The sequence below is a fragment of the Halorientalis brevis genome (assembly GCF_042678165.1).
In the GTDB taxonomy this organism is placed as follows: Archaea; Halobacteriota; Halobacteria; order Halobacteriales; family Haloarculaceae; genus Halorientalis; species Halorientalis brevis.
Genome location: NZ_JBHUDJ010000001.1, coordinates 168,184 through 194,208, shown reverse-complemented (window position 1 = coordinate 194,208; position 26,025 = coordinate 168,184). Strand labels below are relative to the sequence as shown.

Here is a 26,025-nt window from a genome sequence, read left to right as displayed (position 1 = left end):
CGGTGCCTACCCGTCGGTTTCGTTGTCGGCGGTCGTCGTATCGAGCGGGGTGACGATCCCGTTCCCGACAGTCGCGGTGAGCGTGTACTCGCCCGAGTCGAACGTGACGTCCGAGAGTTCGCGCCACTCGCCGTCCTCGTACTGCCAGAGTGCGGGCGTCGTTTCGTCCCGTTCGTCGAGCGTTATCGACACAACTGGCATGCTCGGGCCGTCTTCGGCGCGCGAGACGTTGATCGCCGGCCCGACCGCTTCGTAGCCCTCGGGCGCGGCCGGCGGTTCGGCGTCCGTGATAGTCGCCGACCCAGCGGTGAGTGAGACCGTCCCGCCGGGGCCCATCGTCAGTGCCTGGACGGTGACGTTGCGCGACTCGACGGCGGCGTACACCGCGCCAGTGTTGTTCTGAACGGTGACGTTCTCGAACCGTGCCCCGGCGACGGCCGTGAGCGAGAGGGCGGTCTCGCCGTTGTCAGTCGCCGTGAGGTGGCTCATCTCGACGCGGCCGCTGTCGAGCATCGTGAGCCCGTCGCCCCCGTTGCTGCTCGTGGTCGTGTTGACGAACTCGGTGTTCCAGGCCGGACCGATGCGAATGCCCGTTTCGCCGTTCTCACGGGCCGTGGTGTTGACGAGCCGATTGCCGTCGAAGTCGTTGCTCGTGTACAGGCCCGTGCCCTCGTTGTTCGCGACGGTCGTGTCGTGGAACGTCGAATCGGTGACGTCCCGCGTGAGGACGCCGTCCTCGTTGTCCGTCGCGGAGGTGTTCTGGATGGTGATCTGCGAGCTTTCGGTCACTGTCAGCCCGTTCTGGCTGTCTGTGACGGTAACGGAACTGAGCGTCGAGTCCGTCACGTCCCGGTAGGTGACGCCGGTTCCCCAGTTGGCGACGTGGACGTTCCGGACCGTCACGTTCTCCAGCAGATCGCCGCCCTCGGACGCGGAGACGAGGATACCCGTCCCCGTCGCGTTCTCGCCGTTCGTCCCCGTGATCGTCTGGCCCTGTCCGTCGAGAACGACGTCGCTCGATTCGATGCGGATGCACGTGTCATTGGCGGGCGCGCTCACGTTGGCGGAGAGTTCGTACGCTCCCGGCTCTGTGATCGTCGTGCACTCGGTGACGGTCTGTGTCGTTGCAGCCGTCGCTCCGGCGGTACTCCCGACGACGACCCCTGCGACGAGTGCGGCAACAGCTACTGTCACTGGCCCTGGGACCCATTCCATATCCGTGGCTGGAATGCCAGTCAATTAGTTAGAAACCGCGTATTTCCAGATAAGCCTGGCTTAGAACGTCCGGTCCCCGGTCACCGCCGCACCGACGGGCTTCGATCGACGAACCGGAATAAACTGTTCAAGCTTACGTCTACGGGCTTGGACAACTAAACGTGTTTGGCTGTTCTCTCCAGGCGAGAATCTGGGAACGAGATAGGGCCGCAGTTCCCGTAGTCCCAATCGAGCGTCTCGTGGGCGACACCCGTCGCCACCTACCCACCATCCCCTGTCACGCAACCTATGCTCGATCCAGTCCTCGCTAGTCGATTCCAGTTCGCCCTGACGACCATCGTCCACATCATCTTCCCCGTGATGAGCATGGGCCTCGCCCCGTTTCTGGTCTACTTCACGTGGAAGGAGATACGCGGTGGTGCGCCGATCTACGAGCAACTGCGCCGCTTCTGGACGAAGATCTTCGCGATCTCGTTCGTCGTCGGCACCGTGACGGGCATCGTCCTGGAGTTCGAGTTCGGGACGAACTTCGCGGCGTTCTCGACGGTCGCCGGCGAACTGTTCGGCGGCCCGCTGGCGGTAGAGGGCATGATGGCGTTCATGCTGGAGGCGACGTTCCTCGGCATCTTCGTGTTCGGCCGTGAGCGGGTCGGCAACGCCCTCTACATGGTCTCGGCGGTCGCGGTCGGTCTGGGAACCTGGCTCTCTGCGGTCTGGATCCTGATCGCCAACTCCTGGATGCAGACCCCGCGCGGGTACGAACTCGTCGAGAAAGGCGGTCGGCAGATCGTGACGCTGACCGACCCGATGGCCGCGTACTTCAACCCGCGCTTCCCGTTCATGTTCGTCCACATGCAGAACGCGGCGGTGCTGTCGGTTGCGCTGTTCATGGCCGGCCTCGGCGCCTACTACGTGTTCCGCCACCACGTCTGGGGCTACCCCATCGAGAACGTGGGCTTCTGGGAGACGACGCTGAAGATTGCCCTCGTGGCGCTCGTCGTCACCGCGCCGCTGCAGGCGCTCCACGGCGACCTCTACGCGCGACACGTCTACGAGACCCAGCCCCAGAAGTTCGCCGCGATGGAGGCCGTCTGGGAGACCGACTCCTACGTCCCCGAGTACATCGTCGCGTTCCCGACGAGCCTCGAGGACCTGACGAACCCGAAGGCCAAGGAACTGTTCGGCATCGGCATCCCCGGCGGGGCGTCCTGGCTGGCCAGCGGGGGTGATCCGGAGGCGACCATCGTCGGGTTGAACGAGTACGGCGAAGCGCCGCCCGTCGCCCTCGTGTTCTGGTCGTTCCGCATCATGGTCGCGCTGGGCTTCTGGTTCATCCTGCTCGGATTCTGGGGGGCCTACCGCTGGTGGCGCGGCGAGCTCTACGAGGACGACCTCCTGCACAAGTCGCTGATGCTGTCGACGCTGCTCGGCATCGTCGCCGTCGAACTCGGGTGGATCGTCACCGAGGTCGGCCGCCAACCGTGGGTGATCCAGGGCGTCCTCGAGACCAGCGAGGGGGTCTCGCCGGGTCTCACCGGTGCCGAGGCGACCCTGACGCTCGCGGGCTTCGCGGTCGTCTACCTCGGACTGCTCGCGCTCTACACGTACGTGATCGCCCGCATCGTCCGCGCTGGACCGCCGACTGGCGACGACCTCCGCGTCGTCGAGCGCGAGGACGCCGCTCCTGAAGGGGTGGCCGGTGATGACTAAGCCGCTGTCGCTGGCCGCCGAGCCGCTGTTCGGACTGCCGCTCGCGGAGCTGTGGTTCGGCCTCCTGTTTTTCATCCTCGGGACGTTCCTGTTTCTCGACGGGTTCGACTTCGGCGTGGGGGCGCTGTTCGCGACTCGCGAGGACCACGAGGAGCGCGAGCAACTCATCGCGGCGATCGGGCCGTTCTGGGACGGCAACGAGGTGTGGCTGGTCGTGTTCGGTGGGGCGCTGTTCGCGGCGTTTCCGGTCGTCTACGCCAGTCTGTTCAGCCGCCACTACCTCCTGATGTTCGCCATCCTCGGGGCGCTCATCCTACGCGGCCTCGCCCCCGAAATGTACGAGCAACGCGAGGACGCGAACTGGCAGCGCTTGTGGGGCCGCGCGTTCGTCGTCGGGAGCGTCACGGCCCCGTTCTTCCTGGGGCTGTTCACGGCCAACTGGGCAGTCGGCGCGAGTCGGACGCTGACGCTGCCGGGCGTCGTGGTCGGGCTGGCCGTCGTCGCACTCACGATCGTCGACGGGGCAGCGTTCCTTCGACTCAAGACCCGCGGCGACCTGCGCGCGGACCTGCGGGCTGACGCACAGCGTGCAGTGGTCGCGTACCTGATCCTGGTCGTGCTCGCGCTCGCGACGATCTACGCGACGACGCCCCCGGTTCGCGCGGCGCTGCTCTCGCCGGTCGCACTGGCGCTCGTCGGGGTGACCGTCGGCCTCGCGGTGGGCTACGTGCTGGCGATCAGGGCTGACCGCCACTACCTGGCGTTCGCGGCGGCTGCCGGCCTCGTGTTCGCGCTGGTGGCCGTCGTCGCCCGGCTGACCTACCCGTACGTCGACCGGGTTGCCGGCGTGACAGTCAGCGAGGGGATCGTTTCGACGCTCCCGCTGAATCTCATGTCGATCGGGGCGGCCGTCCTGCTGCCGCTCGTCTTCGTCTACTTCGGCGTCCTCTACTCCGCGTTCAGCGGCCCAGTCGAGGCCGGGGAGTCGTACTGATGCCGGACGAACCGAAACTGCTCTCCCGCGTGTTCGTCACCTGGCTCGAACTCACGCTCGCCGGCATCACCGGCGGGATCGTCGGCACGTCGATCGGTGGCCCGCCGGGGTTCATCGTCTATCTGCTCACGACGCTCGTCTCCGTGGGTATCCTGCTGTACAACGTGAACGAACTCGTGACTGCGCACCTCGCCGCTGCCGACGCGACTCAGAGGTCGTAGTTCTTCTTGATGTACTCGATCTTGTGCTGGAGCGAGCGCCGCCCGTGGCTGATCTGCTTCGCCTGGCGCACGAACTCCTCGCGGACCCGGTCGAGTCGCTCGCGGATCGGCTCGTCGAAGTCGACGTAGCGGTACTCGGCCGGTTCGAGGCCGTACTTCTCGCGCAGGAGCTCGCCGGTGAAATAGTAGAAGTAACAGCGCTTCACGGTGGCGCTGGCCGCGTGCCGGCGACGGTTGGCCGCTTTCAGTTGCCGTTTCGACTCGCTGAACCGCTCTTTGATCGGTTCTTTGGTTTCGTGGGTGTAGCCCTTCTCGGTCAGGATCTCTCCGACCTCGTTCAACAGCGTCAGGGCGTTTGAACTGTGGTTCCGGGTTTTCGAGACCGCGCTGCGACCGTCCTCGAGCTGTTCGTAGAACCGCACGTAGTTCAGTTCCGACAGCGTCCGCATCGTGTCCTGGAACTCAGCGTACCCGCCGATGTCTTCCTCGCCGGCCGAACTCAACGTCGGGTACAGTCGTTCCTCGTAGACGTCCGCTAACTCGGTCCGGAACGCCTCGACGCCGTCCGAACTGTCGAGATGTCGATCGGGGTCCTCGGTCACTTCCTCCTCGAACTGGTCGCGGAACTGCGATTCGAGGTCGGTGTAGGCGTCCAGCATTCGCTCGCTGCGGTTCAAGACGCCGCCTTCGAGCACACCGACGTAGTCGTCGTAGTCTACGTCCGCGTCGTCGAGTGAGATCGTGCCGAGGTTTCCCGCCGCCATGTCGTCTTGCCGGAAGAACCCGCCGTGTGGTCATCAATGCTTCGGGCGATTCTCAAAATTGGTCCTCCCACTGCACCGTCTGTCCCGCGGTCGCCGCTTACGGTCTGCGCCACCGTCCCTCCGGGACGCCAAACAATCCCCTCGAATACGAGGCAGCAAGTTCAGTCTGGTCGCAATCGAACTGTGCGACGCTATGGCAGACAGAGACGAACTCCGCGAGCAACTCGTCGAGGCGTTCGAAGGCGCAGACTATCCGGTTTCCAGTCCGATGGACCTCGTCCCGGCGCTCCCGAACGGCCCGGCTACCACGTTCGAGTCGGGCGACGTGAGCTTCACCGCCATGGAACTCAACCAGAAGGGCGGTGGCGGGGACTTCCCCTACGACGACGTCGAATCGCTCACGGACGACGTTCTCGACGGCCTCGAAGACGAGGACTACATCTAATCGGCGTCGACGGCCGCTCCCGCTCGCCGGCTGTCCCACCGCCGACTCGCTCCACTACTGTGGTCCGGCGTCCTCGATGTATTAGAATAGTATCATTGCCTGTGCTGTCAACGGGGTGCCACGTGTAATTACGCTTAGGGTCCCTGTTGGCGTTATTTACGGTGGTTTGGCTGCTTAGTTTTCCCAAACTGTTTTATCTACGTCCGAACTACTCCATCGTAACATGACATTTTTTCACCGGTATTGAGTTCTCTCTGAGCCTTCTCTTTTCCGTCTCGGGAGTGTTACTGCTGGGACTCGCGGTCGTCGTCTCTCGGTATCCGGACGTTCGGGGTCGGAAACCGTTCATCGCGCTGTTGGCGCTCTGTTCGGTGTACTCGTTCAGTGCGGCGGCGAAGTTGCTGGCGCCACCGGCGGTCGAGTACGTCCTCGTGTGGCTGGAACTGCCCTTTGGCGTCGCCGTCGCAGTGGTCTTTTTCGTCTTCGCGTCGGCCTACACGGGCCGAGACTGGCACCGCACGCGGGCCTTCACCGTCTCGGAGACGATCACCATGCCACTGCTGGGGGCGATCCTGGTCACCAATCCGTTCCACAACTACCTCTGGACCGAGATCAGCTGGTCGACCGCCGTCTTCCCGCACTACGTGCATTCGGACTTTCAACCGCTGTTTCTGGTCTGTATCCTCGGTTCGTATCTCCTCGCGATGACGGGCATTTACATGCTGCTCAAACTGCACGTCCAGACCCGGTACAACACCACCTCGCAACTCCTGGTGATGTTCGGCGGGCTCCTCCCCTTTCTCGTGAACATCGTCTCGATCCTGGACGTCGCACCGATTCCCGGGCTGGATTACACGCCGTTCGGTCTCGCTGCCTTCGGAGCGCTGACGACCATGGCGATCTCCGAGGACCTCTTCGAGATCGTGCCGGTCGCCCGGGACACGGCCGTCGAACAGAGCAGCGAGGGGATGATCATCCTCGACACGAACCGGTGCGTCCACGACTACAACCAGTCTGCCAGTCACTACTTCCCGCAGCTCCCGCTGTACGAGGAACGGCCCATCGACGACCTCCTGCACGAACACGACCTCCCGTTCGATGCGGTCGACCAGACACAGACCCAGATCACGATCGATCGCCGCTCGACGTGCCATCTCGAACTCCAGATTTCCCCGATCAGGGACGGCCCCCATCATCTCGGGTGGACGGTCAACGTGACCGACGTCACCGAACTGCAGCGCCGACAACAGCACCTCGAAGTCGTCTCGCGCGTGCTCCGTCACAACATCTCCAATCGGATCACCGTCATCACGGGACACACCGACGTGCTGGCAGACCACGTCGACGCGGACGGCCAGCACCACCTCGAGGCGGTCACCGAGAACGTCAATTCCATCGTCGAGACCAGCGAGAAGGTCCGGCTGATCCAGCGCATCGTCGCCGATACCGACGGCAAGTCTACGATGCACCTCTCGAACGTTCTCGAGGACCTCGTTCGCCGGCAACGGGACGTCCACCCCGAGGCGACCATCTCACTGGACTGTCCCGAGGACGTGTGGGTGAACGCGTCGTGGGGACTCGAAGCGGCAATCGCGAACCTCATCGAGAACGCGATCATCCACAACCCGTCGGACACGCCGTGGGTTGAAGTCAGCGTGACGCTCGACGACCGCGTTCGCGTCGCGGTCGCCGATAACGGCCCCGGCATCCCCGCGACGGAACAGCGGATCCTCGAGAACGGCCTGACCGAAACGCCCCTCGAACACAGTTCGGGCGTCGGCCTGTGGCTCGTCTATCGCTTCGTCGAACAGTCCGGCGACGATCTGACGTTCGGCCAGAGCCGTCGCGACGGCTCCACCGTCTCCTTTACCCTCGAACGGGGCGAGCCGCCGCGGTAATTCCGAGCACGTGGCTGACGAGCTGGTATCGTGCTCGCATTTCGAACAGGAATTTTCAGCGGGACGGGTCACCTGTGAGTCGTCATTTCTCGCGTAATGTGTTAATTCACTGCCAGTGATTGGTGGCAAATAGGTTCACTATGGTGTCGGCGAACATCAGGGCACGGGTGAATCAACGTGGTAGTTCACACGCACACGATCGACGAACAGTTCAAACGCGTCGCGCTGCACGTCCACAGCCTCTCGGGCATCCAGGCGATCGTCGCCGCTGCGAAGACGGTGTTCATCACGTCGCTGTTGTCGCTCCCGCTCACGGCTGCGCCGCTCATCGCAGCACTCGTCACGCTGGGGATCTACACGGCGAACAAACTCACCGACCTCGACGAAGACAGCATCAATCGTCCGGAGCAGGTGGAACTGGTGACCGCGCAACGAACCCAGATCGTCGCGGCGATTCTGGTCAGTTTGTTCGCTGCCGCGGCGCTGGCGGTGCTCCGCGGTGGCCCGGCCGCACTGGCCATCACGCTGTGTCCGGTCGTCGCTGGCGTGTTCTACAATCAGGCGCTCGTTCCGGGACGCGACGTGCGGCTCAAGGACGTCTTCGCGGTCAACACGGTCCTCGTCGCCGGCGCGTGGGCGATCCCGCTCACGCTTCTCCCCTCCGTCCTCGCCGGGTCCGCGTCGGCTGGATTGCTCGCTGCCGCGACGCTGTTCATGTTTCTCAAGACCGTCGTCTCGGTCGAAGTGTTCAACGTCCGTGACGTCGCCGGCGATCGCGCCAGCGGCGTCGCCACTGTGCCGGTCGTCCTCGGACTCGAGAAGACCAAATACGTCCTCTACGCCTGTGACCTGCTCGCGCTCGCCGCGCTCGCACCGTTCGTCCTGCTGGTGTCGTCCACCTACCTCGTGTTCCTGCCGTTCGTCCTGAGTTCCCTCCTGATCACGTCCGCGCTCGATACGGTCCAGAACCGCGACCTGCTCTGCCTCCTCAAGGACGCCGAGTACCTCGGGCTGGCAGCCGTCGGTCTCCTCTTCCTGTAGCACTCCCTCGTGGGTCTCTCGTCGAGTTCGTCCACGACAGTCCGTCAGATCCACTCTGAGCGACGCCTTCGGGATCTCCTCGCGCAACGTTTCGTCGTACCGGTCTTTCCATCGACTGGGAACTCCACCTTGAATTTAAATACACGACCGTCGATATATTGGGTGATGTACGAGACAGTGCTCTTGCCGACCGACGGGAGTGAGACGGCCGCCAGCGCAGTCGACCACGCGATCGACGCCGCTGACCGCCACGACGGGACGGTTCATCTGCTGTACGTCGCCGACGCTCGCGTCGCGAACGCCGCGCCGGGACTCGCAATGGGCGAGATCAAGACGAAACTCGAATCCGAGGGCGAACGGGCGACCGCCGAACTCGCCGACCGCGTCGAGAACGCTGACCTCGACACCGTGACGGAAATCCGGGAGGGCATTCCGGACGACGAGATCCTCAAATACGTCGACGACGTGGACGCCGACCTCGTGGTGATGGGTTCGACGGGGAAAACCGTCCAAGAACGCGAGCGCGTCGGCAGCGTCACCGACAGCCTCGTCCGGAAAGCGGGGATTCCGGTCGTGTCCGTCCCGGGGAACTGAGCGGCCCGGCGACGCCGGTACCGATTCGACGACTGGCCCGGCCGATCCCGAAGGCGAGCCTGTGGTCCCGGCCGCGCTGTGACGTGGCAACTCGCGAGTTCTCAGACCAGCGGGTCGGCAGCACACGACTCGGCAGCTGCGCGTTCTCAGTGGGACAGTAGGCGGGCGTTCCGCCTTCAAACGCTGGCTTTGGCGTCTGCGATCCAGTGGAGAGGACGCTCCTGTTCCGTCTGTCCCCCGTAGTAGCTACTTATCGAAGAGTGGCCGATCCGCTATCCAGACGGCACCTGGGTCGACGGGAGACGATTGCGGTGAACTTGCGACACGCACTCCCGTCTGGTTGCGAGTTCATACGCTCTCTGCGGAGCTGTCACTCTCGAATTATACGGGTAAGCGACCTACAGCAGGTAATTCCGGCACCAGATAACCATACGTCCTACCGGGTTCTAGTCCGACGCACGCCGCATACGGGTTGTCGGTGGGTGTCGATGGCGACGGGAATCGGGCGTGCGTGACCATTCATGACCAGTGACCAAGATCCGACGGCAGATGCGAACGGCCTTTCCAACGTCCCTCTCGAAGAGTCCCGACGAACGCTGCTCCGCCTCCTGGGCTCGGCGACCACGGTCGGCGTCCTTTCAGGGACTGCTGCGGCAAGTTCCAGCGGCGGCGACGGTAAAGACGATGACGACCACGACAAACCGCATCACGACGGCGACGGACACGGGCACAAGAAACCATGCAAGGCTGATATATTCGACTGGCGGGGGATGTCGCTCCACCACGACAAGATGTGTGTCAGGAAGCTCTACGCCTCACCCGTCTGTCGTGACAAGAAGGTGTTCGGCTGTAAACACCTCAAGGTGGGCGTCAAAGGCGACACCGTCACGAAAACCCACGTCGAGCAGGTCAAAATGCGGGAGTCGCTGGAGCAGCGACTCCTCATGTTGGTCAAACACCTCGCCGACGGAGACATGGCGGGGAACTTCGACGACCTGGACCACGTCGACTCCCACCTCCCGAAGTGCTCCAAGAAGCATTTCAAGCGCCTGAAAAAAGACTTCAAGCACTACGGGCCCGCGTGTGCGCTCAAATACCGGCTTCGAGCCTATCGAAAGCACGAGCATCGCGGTTGTAAGCACGGCCACGAGAAACGCTGTGAGTGTAACCGCAAGCACGAGAAACCCTGTTACTGTGAGCGCGATCACGACCACGGGAACGGGTGTGACGGGAACCACGGCGGGTGGAAGCCCGGCCACGGGAACGAGTGTGACTACAAGCACGACGACCGCAAGCACGAGCGCTGGGACGGTTGCCACGAGAAACACGGCGGGTGGGAGCCGGGCCACGCGAAGGGCTGTGACTCCAAGCACAAGGACTGGAGAGACTGCGACTGCAAGCATCGCGGTTGTAAGCACGGCCACGAGAAACGCTGCGAGTGCAACCGCGAGCACGAGAAACCCTGCTACTGTGAGCAGGATTACGACCACGGAGAAGACTGCGACGGGAACCACGGCGGGTGGAAGCCCGGCCACGGGAAGGACTGCGACAAGAAACACGACGACAAGCACGAACACGGGAAGCACTGTGACGAGAACCACGACAGTTGGAAGCCCGACCACGGGAAAGAGCGCGACGGCAAACACGACGACGGCAAACACGACCACGAGAAATACCGCGACTGGAAGGACAAGCACGGCGACCGGAAGCCGTGCGTGCTGCTCTTCGAGATCTTCCTGATCTTCATCCTGGTCATGATCTGCCTGCTGTTCTTCTACGACCAGGATTAATTCGGAACCGTCCCGTTAGCCAGTTTTCTTTTACTGAGGTCTCCAGTAGGTACTCGATGGTATTCAGGCGCGATAAAAGGGAAAAAGTCGTGCTGCGTTACGACGTTTTCGGACCGGTGTCGGAGGCGAGCGTCGCGGAGTTGTCGCCCTCGGATGACTCGTAGACGAGACGGAGGTCGTAATCGTTGTCCACCCACATCCTCATATAGTCACCAGACACGACAGCACTGTCGCCACCCTTTTCGGAGCTTGTCGTTGCTGAGCCGTTTGCTTGGGCAGTCGACCATGCTGTGTTGGGGCCGTCTACCACATTTGGAGATCCGTTGTACGTTCCAGAACTGAATCCTTGGCCCCTGATCACCAACTCGCTTGCTTTGATCGTCGTACCACCATCATGAGTCACTGTCAAATTTCCGTATGGGTTGTTATTGTTTGCGTTATAATCCCACGTGAACTTCGCTTGCGGCGTCTTGTTGGTGGAATCGCCCAGTCCGAGTACGAACGATGCGATGACTGCTGCCAGGATGACCGTGATCGCGACCATCAGGATGACCCCGATGACCGGCGACACTGCGTCGTCCTCCTGCCAAAGTTGTTTGATGTTCATGGTTGTAGGTACCGTTTTCCACACCGCACCCCGGAAAGGACTCGTTTCTCTGTCGCTCTCTCCGCAACGACGAGGCGGATGCACCCAGGCATCCGTGACCAGCCCTTTCCGACGTCCCGGTGTTGATTCTAACGTTTCCAACCACATTGCATAAAACTTCTGGCAGTATCACTTTTCGAATTGCCAGCTGGTAAGGGGTGGTTACTACAACGATTAATGGCGTCTTATAGCCGCCATGTCTGGCGATCTCGTAAGTGTTGTCCCACTGTATTATTCAGTATCTCTGTTCGAAACGAGCGAGAAGGACAACGGCTCGAAAACTTCCACGGGCCGACTATTCCCCTGCATCTACTAGAGCATCTTCGTCGAAATCCCGCTGGGAAGGTGACCAGTCGTCAGGATCGTACCGGTCGGCCTGGGCTTTTCGGGTTCACCACGTCTGATCATCCTTCTCGACGCGCTCGACAGCACGGCGAACCTGCTCGTCAGTCGCACCGCTCTCGACGAACTGGAAAGTCGGAACGAACTCGTCTGGTGAGTACGGCCACCGTTCACGGTGCAGTTGTTCGATGACGAAGCGGAGTTTCTTGACAGCCTGCTTGGGTTACTCAGGGCTATTTAAAGAGCGACATCATTCAATAGTAGCACAGCTCGGAATATGGATCAAGGGACTCTGAACTGTCGGCTGTGGGAATTTAACAGAAAGTTGAGTGGGACCGCCGAGATTCGAACTCAGGTCCGACGCACCCCATGCGCCGAGGATACCGCTACCCCACGGTCCCGCATTTCGTCAGAGGAGTGTCCCCCGATTAAACGCTTCGTTTTGCGATTACGCCAAGACCCGTTCTAATTCCACGACGGTCCCGGCGTCGGCGCCGGGGTCACCGACCAGCCGGCCGATACAGACGGCAGCCTCGTCGGGCGTGTAACAGGCCACCAGCGGCCGCGCTTCCGTCTCTTCGCTGCCCACGTCGGCGTCGATCACGCCCGGCGCGTACACTGGCGCGCCCTCCGCGACCTCCACGGCGGCGCTCGGAGCGATCGTCACGCGGGGAAGGTCCACGAGCGCGCGCTCGGCCGGCTGGACGACGTCCCGCAACGCCGTCGCGTCGTCGTCCTCTTCCCACCAGCCGAGGGCGTCGGCGAGGTCCGGCAGCGTCACGAGGGTGGTGTCGTCGAACGATCCCGTCATCGTCCGGCGGAGGTGACCCATGTGCGCGCCGGTCCCCAGCGCCAGGCCGATGTCGTGGCAGAGCTTCCGGACGTAGGTGCCGCTCTCACAGCGCACGCGGAGCAGTGCCTGGCGGTCCTGGACCTCCAGGACGTCCAACTCGTGGATCTCCCGGATGCGGAGTTGTCGGCGGACGGCGCTCTTCCGGGGCGGTTTCTGGTAGATCGGCCCCTCGAACTCGGCGACGACGTCCGCCAGGTCGTTCGGGGCGGGGCCGTGGAGTTCCAGGACGGCGACGTACTCCTTGACGGCGTCGTCGAACACCTGGGCCATCCGGGTGGCGTCGCCGAGCAGGAGCGGGAGACACCCAGTGACTTTCGGGTCGAGCGTGCCGGCGTGGGCGATGCGGTCGGCACCGACCATGTCGCGGACCCAGGCGGCGACCTGGTGGGCGGAGGGGCCCGGTGGCTTGTCGAGATTGACGACTCCGAATCCGAGCAGATCGGCGGGCGAGCGCTCGGCTGGCGGACCCCGTTGCATGTCTGTGCCGTTGGCCCGCCCCGGCTTACGTTGTTCGATTGGCGGGCGAACCGTCCCGGTTCGCCTCCTGCCGTCGCGTCACGATCTTTATAGGTCTCCTCCACGAACCGGACGCCAATGCGTCTCGCTGGGCTGGTCGACGCCATCGCGCTCGTCGGCGTGGGGGCCACGGGACTGCTCGTCGCGGGGGTTCTGTCGGCGCTCCTCAAGCGGCCGCAGGTCGAGGTCGTCGACGTCGGGACGTGGCATCCACGCGGGGACGAACGGCTCGACGTCGTCACGACCGTCCGGGTGACGGACGTGCATCCGCTACTCGCGGCGCTGGGTGACCGACTCCGGGCCAGCTACTACATCGACATGAACGGGGTCCGCCTCGCGACCGGCGAGAAAGTGGGGATCGAACTCGACCGCGACGGCGAGCCCATCGAACTGCGGACGACGATCGAACACGAGAACGTCCCCGATCTCTGGGCGACGTTCGTCCGCAGCGACGAGTCGATCGCGGTCACGACCGGCGGTGAGATCGCTTTCGGTCCGTGGGGGCTGCTGACGGTCGCGATCCCGTCCGTCGAACGGCGCGTCCTCGACGACGAGACGCCGGTCATCGACGCCCTCTCCAGCGCCGCCGATGGGATCGTCGAGAACTACGCGCTGGATACGGGTTCGCTGGTCAGCCAACTCACCGACGGGTTGCTCAGGTTCGGCAGCACCAGTCCGGCCGTCGGGTACGAGATCGAGCGCGGGTGGGCGACCTGGGGCACGGTGACCCCCGCGGAGACGACCGTCCGTTTTCACTTCGACGTTCGCAACAGAGGTGACGTGCCGGTCCCGAGCGTGCCCGAAGTGCTCGACGTGACCCTGGAGATGAACGGCGTCGCGCTGTTCACGGCCAGGAACGACGGAGCCTCGCTCGTGGACGCCACGTCGGAGCCGCCACTGGCCCCCGGCGAGCGGCGGCGCGTCGAGTATCCAGTCACGATGGACAACGAGAAAGTCGACGCCTGGTTCCGCAGTCACGTCCGGAACGGCGAGCGCACAGAGCTGACGGCGAGCGTGCGCCTCGTCTTCAGATCGGCCGTCTTCGGGACGGCGCTGACGCTGCCGCCCGGTCGCGTGCCGACCGTCACCTGCGACGTCCAGACGGGGCTGCTCGTCGATCAGGAGACGAAAACCACCTGTGACGGGCCAGTCGGCACCCCGCGGTGAGGCTCGCCGACCCGGTCGTCGCTGCTCAGAACTCGTAGCGGACGTTCTCGACGGGATACGTCCCTTCGTCGCCGGCCGGGTCGTACGACTCGGCGGCCGCCAGGACCAGGTCGAGCGTCGCCTCGGCGTCCCAGCGGGCCGTGTTGACGACGAGGTCGTAGATCGAGCGATCTTCGATGTCGATGTCGTAGTACTCCTCGTAGCGCAGGGCCTCGCTGTCGGCTCGTTCGCGTTCGCTCTCGCGGACCTGGTCGACGGGGTCGCCCTCGCGGTCGGCGATGCGGTCGACGCGAACGTCGAAGGGGGCGTCGAGCCAGATTCGCAGATCCGCGTAGTCGCCCGCCATCCAGCCCGCGAGCCGCGATTCGAGGACGAGATCGTCCCTCTCTTCGGCGGTCGTCCGGAGGCGCCGGTCCAGATCGCGGTCGATCTGGTCGTCTTCTTCGGCGAGTTTGTTGAACTCGACGAGCGAGTACCCGCGCTCGTCGGCCAGCGCGCGGAAGATGTCGCCCCCACTGACGTGCTCTACGGAGAGCGCGTCGGCCAGGCCGGCAGCGAGCGTACTCTTCCCGCTGCCCGCCGGGCCGGAAACGGTAATCAACATACCCGACCTCGGTCACTGGCGCTAAAAGAGATTGTGTCTTCGCTCCGGCGTCCTCCCGGCCCCGATGACACCTGACCCGACACTCCGCTTTTCCCCGTCCTTCCCCATGTCCGTGCATGGGCGCGAGCTGGGATCTGACCCGCGGGCAGGTCGCCTGGACCGTTGCCGGCCTCGTCCTGACGCTCGTCGTCGCCTTCGTGCTGTACTCGTTCATCGGCGCCATCGTCGTCGGCGTCTTCCTCTACTACGCCATCCGGCCGGTCGACCGGTGGTTCGCCCGGTTCAGCGACCATCCCGCACTCAACGCGACGCTCACACTTCTCATCGTGGGCTTCCCGGTGCTCGCGATTCTCGGCTACAGCGGCCTCGTTGCCGTCCGCGAACTGAATGTCCTGTTCACCCAAACGGGCATCCAGCAGTACCGCGGGTACCTCCAGCCGTATCTGCACATCGCGCAACTCGCGGAACCGGGGCAACTGCGCTCGTTGCTCCGGTCGAACGTCGGCCGCCTCCTCGGCTATACCAATGCGGCGTTCACCTGGCTTCTCCGCCTGTTCGTCATCGTCACCGTCGCCTACTATCTGCTCCGAGACGACGACCGGATCGCCGCCTGGTTCCGGTCCACGTTCGACAGCACGCCTGCCGTCGTCTCGTTCATGAACGACGTGGATAACGATCTGACGACCATCTACACCGGCAATCTCATCACCATCGGCATTACGGCGCTGATCGCCGTCCTCGTGTACAACGGCCTCGATTTCGTCGCGCCGCGGGGGACCGGTGTCGCGTTTCCGCTGCTGCTCGGCCTGTTGACCGGCATCTTCACTATCGTGCCGGTCATCGGCATCAAGCTCATCTACTTCCCCTACACGGCGTATCTCGGCTTCCAGGCCGTCCGCGGTGGGGCGGTGCCCCCGTGGTATCCCGTCCTCTTTTTCGTCGTGACGCTGATCGTCGTCGACTCGATCCCCGATTTCTTCATCCGGTCGTACGTGTCGAAGGGCAGTCTCCACATGGGCCTGGTCCTGTTCGCGTACGTGCTCGGGTCAATTGCGTTCGGCTGGTACGGCATCTTCCTGGGGCCGATCGTCCTCGTGCTGTTCGTCCACTTCCTGCGGAACATCCTGCCGAACCTCGTGCAAGGGCGACGGGTCCAGATCGACGAGGACTGACCACTACTGAGTCCGAGACGAGCGTGAAAACGAAAATCGAGCGATCTACGTCGGCGTCGTCTGGATGTTCAGCGATTTGCGGATGATCTGGGTGAAGCCCATCGAGCAGAGGAAGTACCAGAGGATCCACGCCTGGAGCGGCCCGAGGACGCCCGCCGTCCAGGTCTTCGTGCCGACGAGCGGCATCGTGATCGTCTGGGGGTGAAGCGACTGCGCGGGCGAGAGGATCATCCAGTACATCCAGAGGAAGACCGGGATGGTCAGCAGCATGATCCAGACCATCGGGCGGAACTGCTCTTTGAACATGCCCATCTGGTCGCCCATGGCGTCCATCTGCTCTTGCTGGATGCGGTCGAGGGCCTCCTCGTCGCCCCGTTCCTTCGCCTTCTTGCGTTTTTCCTGGATTGCCTTCATCTGCTCCTGGTACTCGCCCATCTTGTCCATGTCCATCAGGTTCGCCTGCAGGAGCGTCGAGTACAGCCCCGTCAGCATCGCGAGTACCATCACGACCACGTAGAACGGGAGGATCGCTTCCAGGGGACCGAAAATCACGTCGAGCGCGCCACCGATCGTGTTGCGAACTGACGTCAGCGAGTAGCCCGCCATCATCGCGAGCGCGCCGACGCCGGCGAGTTTGTCCCACTGGGACCACGAGGAGTCGCCGTCCGTGTCGAACGACGCCGCCTCCTCGACCTCGTCGTCGGAGAGCGCCTCACGGATGCCGTCGGGGTCCTCGACGGCGAAGCCGTTGCCGTCGGCGTCGACGAGCAGTCCCTTCTCGATGAGTCGCCCCCACTGCCCACTGGTCATCTCGCCGCTGACGTCGCTCCACTCGACGGTGCCCTGCTCTTCGGCAACGTCCAGAACGTCGTCGAGCGCGTCGAGCAACTCGCCGTCTTCTCTGGCGAGCGACTCCACTTTCTCCGCTGTCCGTGCCATTATGCGCTCTGTAGGGAAGCACCGCTAATCAACCTTTTACTCTCGTCCGCAAAAGCGCAGCCGGAGAATCCGGCAGTATCAGACGCGCTCGTCGATCGCAGCGTCGATGTCGGCCCAGACCTCGTCGGGAGTCTGCTCGCCGTCGATGGCGACGAAGCCGTCGTGGTCCTGGTAGTGTTCGATGACCGGCTTCGTGTTCTCCTCGAACACGTCGAGGCGGTTGTTCACCGACTCCTCGTTGTCGTCCTCGCGCTGGATGAGTTCCCCGCCGCACTCGTCGCAGACGCCCTCCTCCTCGGGCTGGTTGAACTCGACGTGGTAGTTCTCGCCACAGTCGTCGCAGACGCGGCGACCGGTCAGGCGGTCGACCAGCTCGTCGCGGCTCACGTCGAGCGAGAGGATCACGTCGAGGTCGGTCATGTCTTCCAGCTCCTCTGCCTGGTCGAGGTTGCGCGGGTAGCCGTCCAGAACGAACCCGTCGGCGCTGTTGAGCGCCTCGTCGACGATGGCGTTGACGACCGCGTCGGGAACCAGGTCACCGGCTTCCATGTACGCCCGCGGCGTGTCGTACTCGGTGTCCATGTCGCTGATGTCCATGTCCTTGTTCGCTCGGAGCGCGTCACCCGTCGTGATGTGCTCGACGCCGAACTCCGCGGCGATGTTGCTGCTCTGTGTGCCTTTGCCTGCGCCCGGCGGCCCAAGGATCAGCAGGTGGGGGTTCGCCATACTCGCCGCTTCACCACCCCGGGACTTTTACTTATTGTTCTCGGCTGACCCGATCCAGGGAGCGAGGCTGGCGCGAACGCCGGCGACGACCCGGCTGCGAGCGACGACGAGTTCGGCGACGCCCCAGCAGAGCGCGATGAGCACGGCGACGACCCCGAGGAAAAAGCCGTCCGGGCCGAACCAGACGGGCCGCACCCAGGGTGCGACGCCCTGATAGGTGTCCAGTCCGCTCGCCAGGAGTCCGCCTCCGGGGAGGCTCGCGACCGCCAACTCGACGCGCTGGGGGAGCGACCGGTCAACGACCGCGTCCGATAGCGCGTCCTGTTCGATGGTGTACGACCCCGTCACGTTCTGGTCTGCCATCGTCGGCCCGCCGGCTTCCTGTCCGTGGACCGGCCGCTCGGCGTCGAAGGGGAGCCACGGCGCGTGATACGACCAGACCACGTCGCCACGCGGGGTGATCTCGACGACGCGGTGATTGATGGTGTCGGTGATCAGCGTGTTGCCGTTCGGGAGGCGGTCGGCGTCGCGGGGCCACGACAGCGTGTCGACGCCGACCTCCCAGGTCATCGACCAGTCGCAGTTGGGTTTCATGTCCCCGTCGAGCGGGTGGTCGGGATCGCCGCGGTCGCAGGCGTACTCGACGACGCGATCGTTCTCGCTGTCGGCGACGAGCAGCGTCGGCCGCCCCGCGTCGTCCTGCAGGTAGGCCGGGTTGTGCTGCTCGTCGAGGATCGAGTGGTTGCCGTCGGCGCCGAGACGCATGACGACGTCTTTCGTCGAGCGGTTGACCACGATCACCTGGTCGAAGTTCCGCGGCGACAGCATGTACAGCCCCGGCGCGACGACGTCGACGTCGTTGACGTGTGTCCAGTCCCCGGCCGAGATGCCGACGTCCGTGTCGTTCGCGTAGTGGTTCTTGAACTGCCACTCCCACTCGACGGCGTCGGTCGTCCGATTGTAGACGTACACCCGGTCGTTGCTCGTCCCGTTCTGCGTGTTTCGCATGTGCGCGATCAGCAGGTTCCCGCGCTCGGTGAGCGTCACGTCGTGGGTGTCCCACAGCGGCAGCGTCTCGCGCCACTTCACCTCCTGCGTCGAGCGGTCGATCCGGAGCACGCGCGTCCGCTGGCCGACGGTCCCGACCACGAGCAGATCGTCGTCGGGGAGCGGGTCGACGTCGTAGAACCACGACACGTCGAACTCCGAGCCGGAGACGTCCCACTGCGCATCGCCCTCCGGACCGACCGACAGCAGACGAGCCGGTTTGTTCGGGTTCACGTTGCCGCCGATGTTGTACCCCTGGACGGCGATGACGGTGCTGCCGTTTGCGGGCTCGCGGATCGTTCCCGGCCCGGCCGAGGGCGGCGTGTGCACGGCTGCTTCGCCGGCCGCAGCCAGGAGCAGGACCACGATCACCAGGGCCAGGACCGACCTGACGACGTGAGCGGTGCCCCAGCGAAACTGCGGGATGGAGGACCTCATGAACGGTTCGCCTGATTTTGGCTCATTTGACATATTTGTCTTTGGATTCCCGTCGTGCGGAACCGCGACGCTGTGTCACCGTGTCACATGTCGGTGGGCACGAGGACTGCCCGAGGGCAAAGAGTTAGGTCGCTGGGCGGGTCCGATACCCCTATGACGGAACGGACGCCGCCACTTCATGCGGTTCACGAGGAACGCGGGGCGAAGTTCACCGAGTTCGGCGGGTGGGACATGCCCGTGGAGTTCGACTCCATCCGGGGAGAACACGAGGCTGTCCGCGAGTCCGCCGGCATCTTCGACGTCTCGCACATGGGCGAGATCGAAGTCGGCGGCCCCGACGCCGAGCGACTGATGCAGCGACTCACCACGAACGACGTCGGCGCGCTCTCGCCGGGCCAGGCCCAGTACGCGATGATCACCGACGAGGACGGAACCATCTTGGACGACACGGTCGTCTATCGACTCCCGGAGGGAAGCGCCCACGACGCCGAGTTCCTCTTCATCCCGAACGCGGGCCACGACGAACAGATGTCCGAGCGGTGGGTCGACCACCGCGACGAGTGGGGCCTGGACGCGACCGTCGAGAACGTCACCGAGGAGTACGCCATGCTCGCCGTCCAGGGTCCGGACGCCGAGCAACTCCTGCTCGACGCGGTCGCCGAGGACCAGCGGACGACGATCTGTGACTGCTCGCGGTTCCAGGCCGAACCCGTCACCGTCGCGGGGGTCGAGACGCTCATCGCCCGGACCGGGTACACCGGCGAGGACGGGTTCGAACTGATCGTCCCGTGGGACGAGGCGGACGCCGTCTGGGACGCCTTCGACTGCCAGCCGTGCGGACTCGGCGCCCGCGACACCCTTCGCATCGAGATGGGCTTTCTCCTCTCCGGGCAGGACTTCGACCCCGAGGACGACCCGCGCAACCCCTACGAGGCCGGCGTCGGGTTCACGGTCAAACTCGACACGGAGTTCGTCGGCCGGGACGCCCTCGAACAGGCCGACGCCGAGGGCGTCGAGCAGAAACTCTGTGGGTTTCGCCTCGTCGACCGGGGCGTGCCGCGCCACGGCTACGAAGTCACCGACATCGACGGCGACGTCATCGGCGAGGTGACCAGCGGTACGATGAGTCCGACGCTGGACAAGCCCATCGGGCTGGCGTATCTCCCCGTGGAGTACCGGAGTCCGGGCGTGAACGTGTTCGTTACCGTCCGCGGCGAGTCGAAAAAGGCACAAACCCAGGCGTTGCCGTTCTTAGATAGATGACCTTCGAAGTGAAAGCGGACTGCCGGTACCTGGACTCCCACGAGTGGGCCCGTCGCGAGGACGGGACGGTGCGCATCGGCATCAGCGACTTCGCGCAGGACGAACTCGGCGACGTGGTGTTCGTCGAACTCCCCGACGCGGGCGACGACGTCTCCAAGGGCGAGGACTTCGGCGTGATCGAGAGCATCAAAGCGGTGTCGGACCTCTACGCCCCGGTCTCGGGGACCGTCACCGCCACCAACGACGACCTCGTCGATGCCCCCGAACTCGTCAACGACGACCCCTACGGCGAGGGCTGGATGCTCGAAGTCGACCTCGACGACGAGAGCGAACTCGAGGACCTCCTCTCGCCCGACGAGTACGAAGACCAGATCGCCTGATTGGCGGGGCCTTCCCCGCCGACCCTTCTTTTATTGGACCTGCTCCCGTACTGCGTGCAATGTTCGAGTCGGTCCTGATTCCGACCGACGGGAGCGAGCGAAGCGAGCGTGCGGCCGTCCACGGACTCGCGCTGGCGAGGGCGTACGACGCGACCGTACACGTGCTCTCGGTCGTCGAGACGACTGCACTCGACGTCGAGTCGGACGTCGAGACGACGGACGTCAAAACGACGCTCGAAGAGCGCGCCGAAGCCGCGATCGGAGGCGTCGAAGCACTCATCGACGACCCGACGCTCGACGTGGTGACCACGATCCGAGAGGGCAACCCGACCACCGAGATCCGGCGATACGCGACCGAATCCGGTATCGATCTGCTCGTCATGGGGACCCACGGCCGGACCGGTGTCTCGCGGTTTCTCCTCGGGAGCGTCACCGAAGAAGTCGTCAGAGAGGCGAGAGAACCAGTGCTGGTCACCCGATCAGAGGACCCCATCAAGACGGACTACGAGACGATCCTGGTTCCCACCGATGGGACCCCGGAGTCACGGGCGGCGACGCGCTACGCCGTCGACGTCGCCTCGCGGTTCGACGCGACGGTCCACGCCGTCTCCGTGGCCGACACGCGGATCGTCAGCTCCGGCCCACTCGTCGAATCGCTGCGAAGCAGTTGCGGCAAGGCCGTCCGGAACGTGGCCGTCCGAGGTACACAGCACGACGTGCCCGTCGAGACGCAGGTCCTGCAGGGGACGCCGGCCGTGGAGATCCTCGACTACATCGGCCACCACGCCATCGATTTCGTCGTCATCGGTCGACACACCCGGAGCGGCCTCGACCGGTTCGTGACTCGCAGCACCGGCGAGCGCGTGATCCGGAACACGGACGCGCCGGTGCTGTCCGTCCGTGATGGGGACGAGTCGTAGCCGGTGTGGCTGTCGGCTCGCGGACGGGTCGGTTGCCGGCAGCGTGCTTTTTTGCCCCGGCTGTGCAACCGAGAGTATCATATGCACCGGGCCGTAACTCCCGCGCATCGATGTCCGTGCGCCGGACGCAGCCACGTTTTACACCTGTTCAGTCATGACTGAAAACGACACACGCGGGAGCCCATACGCACCTCACACCGACGCGGAGACGCAGGCGATGCTCGACGCCGTCGGCGCCGACAGCGAAGAGGATCTGTTCGACATTCCCGAGCCAGTTCGGTTCGACGGCCAGTTCGACATTTCGCCGCGGAGCGAGCAGTCCATCCGGGCTGAACTCCGGGACACGCTCGGTCGCAACGACGACCTGACCGAGTTCCTCGGTCGCGGCCACTACGACCACTACGTCCCCTCGCTGGTCGACCACCTCGCCGACCGCTCGGAGTTTCTCACGTCCTACACCCAGTACCAGCCGGAGGTCGCGCAGGGGTTCCTGCAGGCCCTGTTCGAGTACCAGTCGATGCTGGTCGAACTCACCGGCCTCGAAGTGGCCAACTGCTCGATGTACGACGCCGCGACGGCGCTCGGCGAGGCCGCCACCCTCTCACAGCGGGTCCGCTCGGTCTCCGGCGACCGGGCGCTCGTCCCGGAACGCATGGCCGAGGGTCGTCGCTCCGTCCTCGAGAACTACGCTTCGGGTTCGGGTATCACCGTCGAGTCGTACCCGATGGCCGACGGCAACGTCGACGTCGATGCGCTCGACGACTTGCTGGCCGAGGACGTGGCGCTCGTCTACGCCGAGAACCCGACCGTTCGCGGCACCATCGAGGAGTCGCTCGGGGCGGTCGGCGACCTCGCGCACGCGCACGATGCACTGTTCTGTCTCGGCTCGGACCCGGTGGCACTGGCGCTGCTGGAAGAACCGGCGAGCGTCGGCGCGGACGTGGTGGTCGGCGACGCGAGCACGCTCGGCCTCGGGACCGCCTACGGGATGGGGATCGGCCTGTTCGCGACCCGGGAGGAGTACCTCCGACAGGTGCCGGGTCGACTGGTCGGCGTCGGCGAAGACGACAGCGGCCGCCGCGCGTACACGCTGACGCTCCAGACCCGCGAACAGCACATCCGCCGCGAGCGGGCGACCTCGAACATCTGCACCAACCAGGCCTGGGTCGCACTCAGGACGGCGATCCACGCCGCCTGGCTCGGGCCGGAGGGCCTGGTCGACCTCGCCGAGGACTGCGTCACGCTCGCGCGCGACCTCGCCGCGAGACTGGACGACGTCGACGGCGTTCGGGCACCGGCTCACGACCGCCATCACTTCCGGGAGTTCTGCGCCCGGACCGAGCGGCCGGCGGCTGACGTCGCGGCAGCCCTCCAGACGGAAGGCTTCGCGGTTCACGTCGTCGACGAGCACGAACTGCAGATCTGCGTCACCGACACGACGGCCGACGCGGTCGACGACTTCGTCGCCGCGGTGACGGAGGTGGTCGCATGACCGAGAACAGTCCCGACCACGAAGACGACCGGCTGGGCTACACGCAGGCCCGGTGGACCGACTCCGAGGAGCGCTACGAACCGCTGCTCGCCGAGAAGGACACCACCGAGGTCGAAATCGGTGGCGACTCGCCGCTTCCCGACGACCTGACGCGCGATTCGGTCGAACTGCCGTCGCTCTCGGAGCCGGAACTGGCGCGCCACTACACTCGCCTCTCCCAGATGAGCTACGGCGTCGAGAGCGGTCCGTTCCCGCTCGGGTCCTGTACCATGAAGTACAACCCGAAGTTCACCGAGGACGTGGCCGCCCTGCCCGCCGCAGGGGTCCACCCCGACCGCTCCGACGAGACCGTCCAGGGCACGCTCGAACTCATGTACCGGCTCCAGGACTACCTGGGTCGCATCGGCGGCATGGACGCGGTGACGCTCCAGCCGCCGGCGGGCGCGGCCGGCGAGTACGCCGGCATCCTCGTCGCGAAGGCCTACCACGAGGCCAACGGCAACGACCGCTCGGAGGTCATCGTCCCCGACAGCGCCCACGGGACCAACTTCGCGACGGCGGCGCTGGCCGGCTACGACGTGCTCGAACTCCCGAGCGCCGAGGACGGCCGCGTCGACCTCGACGCACTCGAGGCGGCCGTCAGCGACGACACCGCGGCGCTGATGCTGACGAACCCGAACACGCTGGGCTGTTTCGAGCGCGACATCGAGGAGATCGCGAGCGTCGTCCACGACGCCGGTGGCCTGCTCTACTACGACGGCGCGAACCTGAACGCGCTGCTCGGCCGCGCGCGACCGGGCGACATGGGCTTCGACATCATGCACTACAACGTCCACAAGACGTTCGCGACGCCCCACGGCGGCGGTGGCCCGGGCGCTGGCCCCGTCGGCGTGGCCGAGCGACTCGCACCGTTTCTCCCGAGCCCCCGCGTTCGGCGGACCGACGACGGCGCGTTCGAACTGTTCGAGCCCGAGCAGACCGTCGGGAAGGTCCACGGGTTCCAGGGCAACTGGCTGGTGCTCGTCAAGACCTACGCCTACATCGCGCGGCTGGGCGATCCCGGCCTCGCGGACGCCAGCGCCAAGGCCGTCCTGAACGCGAACTACCTCGCCGCCCAGATCGACTACGAGGTGCCCTTCGGTCCGTTCCATCACGAGTTCGTCGCCAGTGCGGGCGAGCAGGACGCCGCCGACGTGGCCAAACGAATGCTCGACTACGGCGTCCACCCGCCGACGACGAAGTGGCCGGAGATCGTCGACGAGGCGCTGATGACCGAGCCGACCGAGATCGAGAACAAACGCACTCTGGACCAGCTCGCGGCGGCGTTCGACGCCGTCGCAGCCGAGGACGAGGAGGCGCTCGACGCCGCACCACAGCAGACTGCCGCGCGTCGGATCGATCAGGTGGCGGCCGCCCGGACGCCCCGGCTCTCCTGGCAGGCGCTCGACGAGGAATCGTAGCGCCGTCTCCCGTCCTTACCTAGTTTGGTCTCGCGCTTCTCGGGGTCGCGACGCACCGCATAGTCGAATGAGCGAGATGCCACGCGTCATCGACGTCCGTCAGTCACCGATCGGGTGCCCGTGGACGGACTGTCGGCGCGGATCGACACCGTTCATTACCCCGCCGTGCTGTCTGCGCTGCTGCGTGCTCACGAGCACACCACCGTCTCCGGAACTCCGAGTCCCGCTGAGCGGTGCCTCTCCCGGACGCACTCACTCCACAGATTCCGATTTCATATAGCGTCATGTGGTTTATCTGCCTGGCGCTGTTCGCTAGACGGACCTGCCTCTCGCAGACGCGACGGCCGAATCACAGAGTCATCGGGCAAATAGAGTGGGCCAGAGCTGACAGACCGCTGGTGAACCGAGTGCTCGGTAGTGATCCCTCACGCTCTGATTGCTGCCGGCACCAGTCGCGTATCCCGGACGTCGGTGCCGAGATCCGGCGCCCTGGACTGCGACGGCAACCGGCGCGGCCGCTCCGGCGAACTGGACGGCGAGAGTACGGTTCAGACACGGTTCCAGCTAGCGGACGCCAAAAGACGGGCTGGTGTCCTGGTCTAGCTGCCCGCCGACTCCCCGGGGTCACATGGGAATCATCTGGATCAGAAAACTGACGCCGAACCGATGCCGGTGGCAGGCAGATGGGGTCGGCGCCAGCCGAGTCGGCCTCCATCTCGATCCGGCGAACTCGCCGAGGCCGTCACCGTCCTCGACGGCGAGTCGGGAGGGCAATCGTTGGTAGCCACGACGGGGTTGTGACACACGTTAACTGCCGTCGAGCTGAGCGATCGGTTCGATCCAGCGACGACCGCGCAGCTGGGGCTCGGCTATCGAGAATTGGTCGGCAGAAGCGGTGTTCAACTGTGGGGGGTGAATCGGATCAGGCCGTCGCGCCGGTGTTGATGCCGTCGATCGTAACGAAGCCGTAGTCACAGTCCGGGCAGTGCCACTTGACCTTCTCTCCTAGGTGCAGGGTCGTGCTCGCGGCGCGGTAGAACTCCTTGTCCTCCTCACAGTTCGGACAGTACTGCTCGCGGTCCATGCTCATACGTCCCGCATCGTACGCCTGCTAATTGAACGTCCCGGTTTCGACCATCGTCGCCGGGACGACGTAGCTCACTCTTCCCTTTCGAAATCTCCAGTGCTGGCGGTTTCGGATGATAGACCCTGTGTTGCGACTGTTTTGCGTGTCGTGGCTGTCGCGGCGAACGCAGCCCGGTAAACTGGTGGCCGCTATATCGAATCCCTCGGGTCGCCTTTCACGGATGCTCGCCGAACTGCGGCGTTCCGACCCGCTTTCCGGGGTAGGCGGCCACTTCGCCCTGTTTTCTTCCGTGTCCGAGTCG

General features: G+C 64.7%; 24 protein-coding genes and 1 tRNA gene. 15 read left to right on the top strand and 10 right to left on the bottom strand.

Annotated features, from left to right (window positions below; genetic code table 11):
* Window positions 1-6 precede the first annotated feature (6 nt).
* Window positions 7-1,215: a right-handed parallel beta-helix repeat-containing protein gene (locus tag ACFR9U_RS00995; protein WP_247378006.1), complete on the bottom strand. Its 1,209-nt coding sequence runs from the start codon at window positions 1,213-1,215 to the stop codon at window positions 7-9.
* A 288-nt stretch (window positions 1,216-1,503) separates the two neighbouring features.
* Here ACFR9U_RS00995 and ACFR9U_RS00990 point away from each other — a divergent pair, with 288 nt between their 5' ends.
* The 3 genes from ACFR9U_RS00990 to ACFR9U_RS00980 are packed head-to-tail and all read left to right on the top strand — an operon-like array spanning window position 1,504 to window position 4,140.
* Window positions 1,504-2,925: a cytochrome ubiquinol oxidase subunit I gene (locus ACFR9U_RS00990; RefSeq protein WP_247378003.1), complete on the top strand. Its 1,422-nt coding sequence runs from the start codon at window positions 1,504-1,506 to the stop codon at window positions 2,923-2,925.
* Window positions 2,918-3,919: a cytochrome d ubiquinol oxidase subunit II gene (cydB, locus tag ACFR9U_RS00985; RefSeq protein WP_247378001.1), complete on the top strand. Its 1,002-nt coding sequence runs from the start codon at window positions 2,918-2,920 to the stop codon at window positions 3,917-3,919. Before ACFR9U_RS00990 ends, cydB begins: the two co-directional genes overlap by 8 nt.
* Window positions 3,919-4,140, top strand: a complete 222-nt coding sequence (locus ACFR9U_RS00980) for a hypothetical protein (protein WP_247378000.1) — start codon at window positions 3,919-3,921, stop codon at window positions 4,138-4,140. Before cydB ends, ACFR9U_RS00980 begins: the two co-directional genes overlap by 1 nt.
* Here ACFR9U_RS00980 and ACFR9U_RS00975 read toward each other — a convergent pair.
* On the bottom strand, window positions 4,128-4,904 hold the full coding sequence (locus tag ACFR9U_RS00975) for a hypothetical protein (protein ID WP_247377998.1): 777 nt from the start codon (window positions 4,902-4,904) through the stop codon (window positions 4,128-4,130). The two genes, ACFR9U_RS00980 and ACFR9U_RS00975, sit on opposite strands and share 13 nt — an antisense overlap.
* Before the next feature lie 193 nt (window positions 4,905-5,097).
* On the opposite strand from ACFR9U_RS00975, the gene ACFR9U_RS00970 reads away from it, so the two are divergent.
* The 5 genes from ACFR9U_RS00970 to ACFR9U_RS00950 all read left to right on the top strand — a co-directional run bounded on the left by ACFR9U_RS00970 (window position 5,098) and on the right by ACFR9U_RS00950 (window position 10,672).
* Window positions 5,098-5,349: an MTH865 family protein gene (locus tag ACFR9U_RS00970; RefSeq protein ID WP_247377995.1), complete on the top strand. Its 252-nt coding sequence runs from the start codon at window positions 5,098-5,100 to the stop codon at window positions 5,347-5,349.
* A gap of 281 nt (window positions 5,350-5,630) precedes the next feature.
* On the top strand, window positions 5,631-7,247 hold the full coding sequence (locus ACFR9U_RS00965; RefSeq protein ID WP_247377993.1) for a histidine kinase N-terminal 7TM domain-containing protein: 1,617 nt from the start codon (window positions 5,631-5,633) through the stop codon (window positions 7,245-7,247).
* 177 nt (window positions 7,248-7,424) lie between these two features.
* On the top strand, window positions 7,425-8,288 hold the full coding sequence (locus ACFR9U_RS00960; RefSeq protein WP_247377990.1) for a UbiA family prenyltransferase: 864 nt from the start codon (window positions 7,425-7,427) through the stop codon (window positions 8,286-8,288).
* A 165-nt stretch (window positions 8,289-8,453) separates the two neighbouring features.
* Window positions 8,454-8,882 carry a universal stress protein gene (locus ACFR9U_RS00955; RefSeq protein WP_247377988.1) on the top strand — a complete coding sequence of 143 codons (429 nt, stop codon included), beginning with the start codon at window positions 8,454-8,456 and terminating at the stop codon, window positions 8,880-8,882.
* A 521-nt stretch (window positions 8,883-9,403) separates the two neighbouring features.
* The gene (locus ACFR9U_RS00950; RefSeq protein WP_247377985.1) at window positions 9,404-10,672 is read left to right on the top strand and encodes a hypothetical protein; all 1,269 of its coding nucleotides are present in this window, start codon (window positions 9,404-9,406) and stop codon (window positions 10,670-10,672) included.
* A 97-nt stretch (window positions 10,673-10,769) separates the two neighbouring features.
* Here the strand turns inward: ACFR9U_RS00950 and ACFR9U_RS00945 are convergent, their stop codons facing one another.
* From ACFR9U_RS00945 to ACFR9U_RS00935, 3 genes are all read right to left on the bottom strand, one after another.
* Window positions 10,770-11,279, bottom strand: a complete 510-nt coding sequence (locus tag ACFR9U_RS00945; protein WP_247377984.1) for a type IV pilin domain-containing protein — start codon at window positions 11,277-11,279, stop codon at window positions 10,770-10,772.
* A 711-nt stretch (window positions 11,280-11,990) separates the two neighbouring features.
* A tRNA-Pro gene (locus ACFR9U_RS00940) sits at window positions 11,991-12,061 on the bottom strand.
* Window positions 12,062-12,108: 47 nt separating this feature from the next.
* A complete protein-coding gene (locus ACFR9U_RS00935; RefSeq protein WP_247377981.1) occupies window positions 12,109-12,990 on the bottom strand; it encodes an RNA-guided pseudouridylation complex pseudouridine synthase subunit Cbf5 in 882 nt (293 codons plus the stop codon).
* 117 nt (window positions 12,991-13,107) lie between these two features.
* On the opposite strand from ACFR9U_RS00935, the gene ACFR9U_RS00930 reads away from it, so the two are divergent.
* Entirely contained in the window at window positions 13,108-14,196 is a 1,089-nt protein-coding gene (locus ACFR9U_RS00930) for a hypothetical protein (RefSeq protein WP_247377979.1), read from the top strand.
* Window positions 14,197-14,221: 25 nt separating this feature from the next.
* Here ACFR9U_RS00930 and cmk read toward each other — a convergent pair whose 3' ends face one another.
* Window positions 14,222-14,800: a (d)CMP kinase gene (gene cmk, locus ACFR9U_RS00925; RefSeq protein WP_247377976.1), complete on the bottom strand. Its 579-nt coding sequence runs from the start codon at window positions 14,798-14,800 to the stop codon at window positions 14,222-14,224.
* 116 nt (window positions 14,801-14,916) lie between these two features.
* Between cmk and ACFR9U_RS00920 the strand changes: the two genes are divergently transcribed.
* A complete protein-coding gene (locus ACFR9U_RS00920; protein WP_247377974.1) occupies window positions 14,917-15,972 on the top strand; it encodes an AI-2E family transporter in 1,056 nt (351 codons plus the stop codon).
* A gap of 45 nt (window positions 15,973-16,017) precedes the next feature.
* On the opposite strand, the gene ACFR9U_RS00915 is transcribed toward ACFR9U_RS00920, so the two are convergent.
* From ACFR9U_RS00915 to ACFR9U_RS00905, 3 genes are all read right to left on the bottom strand, one after another.
* The gene (locus ACFR9U_RS00915; protein ID WP_247377971.1) at window positions 16,018-16,911 is read right to left on the bottom strand and encodes a DUF106 domain-containing protein; all 894 of its coding nucleotides are present in this window, start codon (window positions 16,909-16,911) and stop codon (window positions 16,018-16,020) included.
* Window positions 16,912-16,989: 78 nt separating this feature from the next.
* Entirely contained in the window at window positions 16,990-17,637 is a 648-nt protein-coding gene (locus tag ACFR9U_RS00910) for an adenylate kinase (RefSeq protein ID WP_247377968.1), read from the bottom strand.
* A 27-nt stretch (window positions 17,638-17,664) separates the two neighbouring features.
* Window positions 17,665-19,122, bottom strand: a complete 1,458-nt coding sequence (locus ACFR9U_RS00905; protein WP_247377966.1) for an aryl-sulfate sulfotransferase — start codon at window positions 19,120-19,122, stop codon at window positions 17,665-17,667.
* 153 nt (window positions 19,123-19,275) lie between these two features.
* On the opposite strand from ACFR9U_RS00905, the gene gcvT reads away from it, so the two are divergent.
* The 5 genes from gcvT (at window position 19,276) to gcvPB (ending at window position 24,637) form a co-directional block, all read left to right on the top strand.
* Window positions 19,276-20,385 (top strand): glycine cleavage system aminomethyltransferase GcvT, encoded by a 1,110-nt coding sequence (gcvT, locus tag ACFR9U_RS00900; RefSeq protein ID WP_247377961.1) that lies wholly within the window; start codon window positions 19,276-19,278, stop codon window positions 20,383-20,385.
* The gene (gcvH, locus tag ACFR9U_RS00895; RefSeq protein WP_247377957.1) at window positions 20,382-20,765 is read left to right on the top strand and encodes a glycine cleavage system protein GcvH; all 384 of its coding nucleotides are present in this window, start codon (window positions 20,382-20,384) and stop codon (window positions 20,763-20,765) included. Before gcvT ends, gcvH begins: the two co-directional genes overlap by 4 nt.
* 59 nt (window positions 20,766-20,824) lie before the next feature.
* Window positions 20,825-21,685 carry a universal stress protein gene (locus tag ACFR9U_RS00890; RefSeq protein ID WP_247377954.1) on the top strand — a complete coding sequence of 287 codons (861 nt, stop codon included), beginning with the start codon at window positions 20,825-20,827 and terminating at the stop codon, window positions 21,683-21,685.
* 154 nt (window positions 21,686-21,839) lie between these two features.
* Window positions 21,840-23,177, top strand: coding sequence for an aminomethyl-transferring glycine dehydrogenase subunit GcvPA (gene gcvPA, locus ACFR9U_RS00885; protein ID WP_247377951.1), 1,338 nt, complete (start codon window positions 21,840-21,842; stop codon window positions 23,175-23,177).
* Window positions 23,174-24,637: an aminomethyl-transferring glycine dehydrogenase subunit GcvPB gene (gene gcvPB, locus ACFR9U_RS00880; RefSeq protein WP_345893368.1), complete on the top strand. Its 1,464-nt coding sequence runs from the start codon at window positions 23,174-23,176 to the stop codon at window positions 24,635-24,637. Before gcvPA ends, gcvPB begins: the two co-directional genes overlap by 4 nt.
* A 922-nt stretch (window positions 24,638-25,559) precedes the next feature.
* Here gcvPB and ACFR9U_RS00875 read toward each other — a convergent pair.
* Entirely contained in the window at window positions 25,560-25,727 is a 168-nt protein-coding gene (locus ACFR9U_RS00875) for a DUF7838 family putative zinc beta-ribbon protein (RefSeq protein ID WP_247377949.1), read from the bottom strand.
* Window positions 25,728-26,025: the final 298 nt, after the last annotated feature.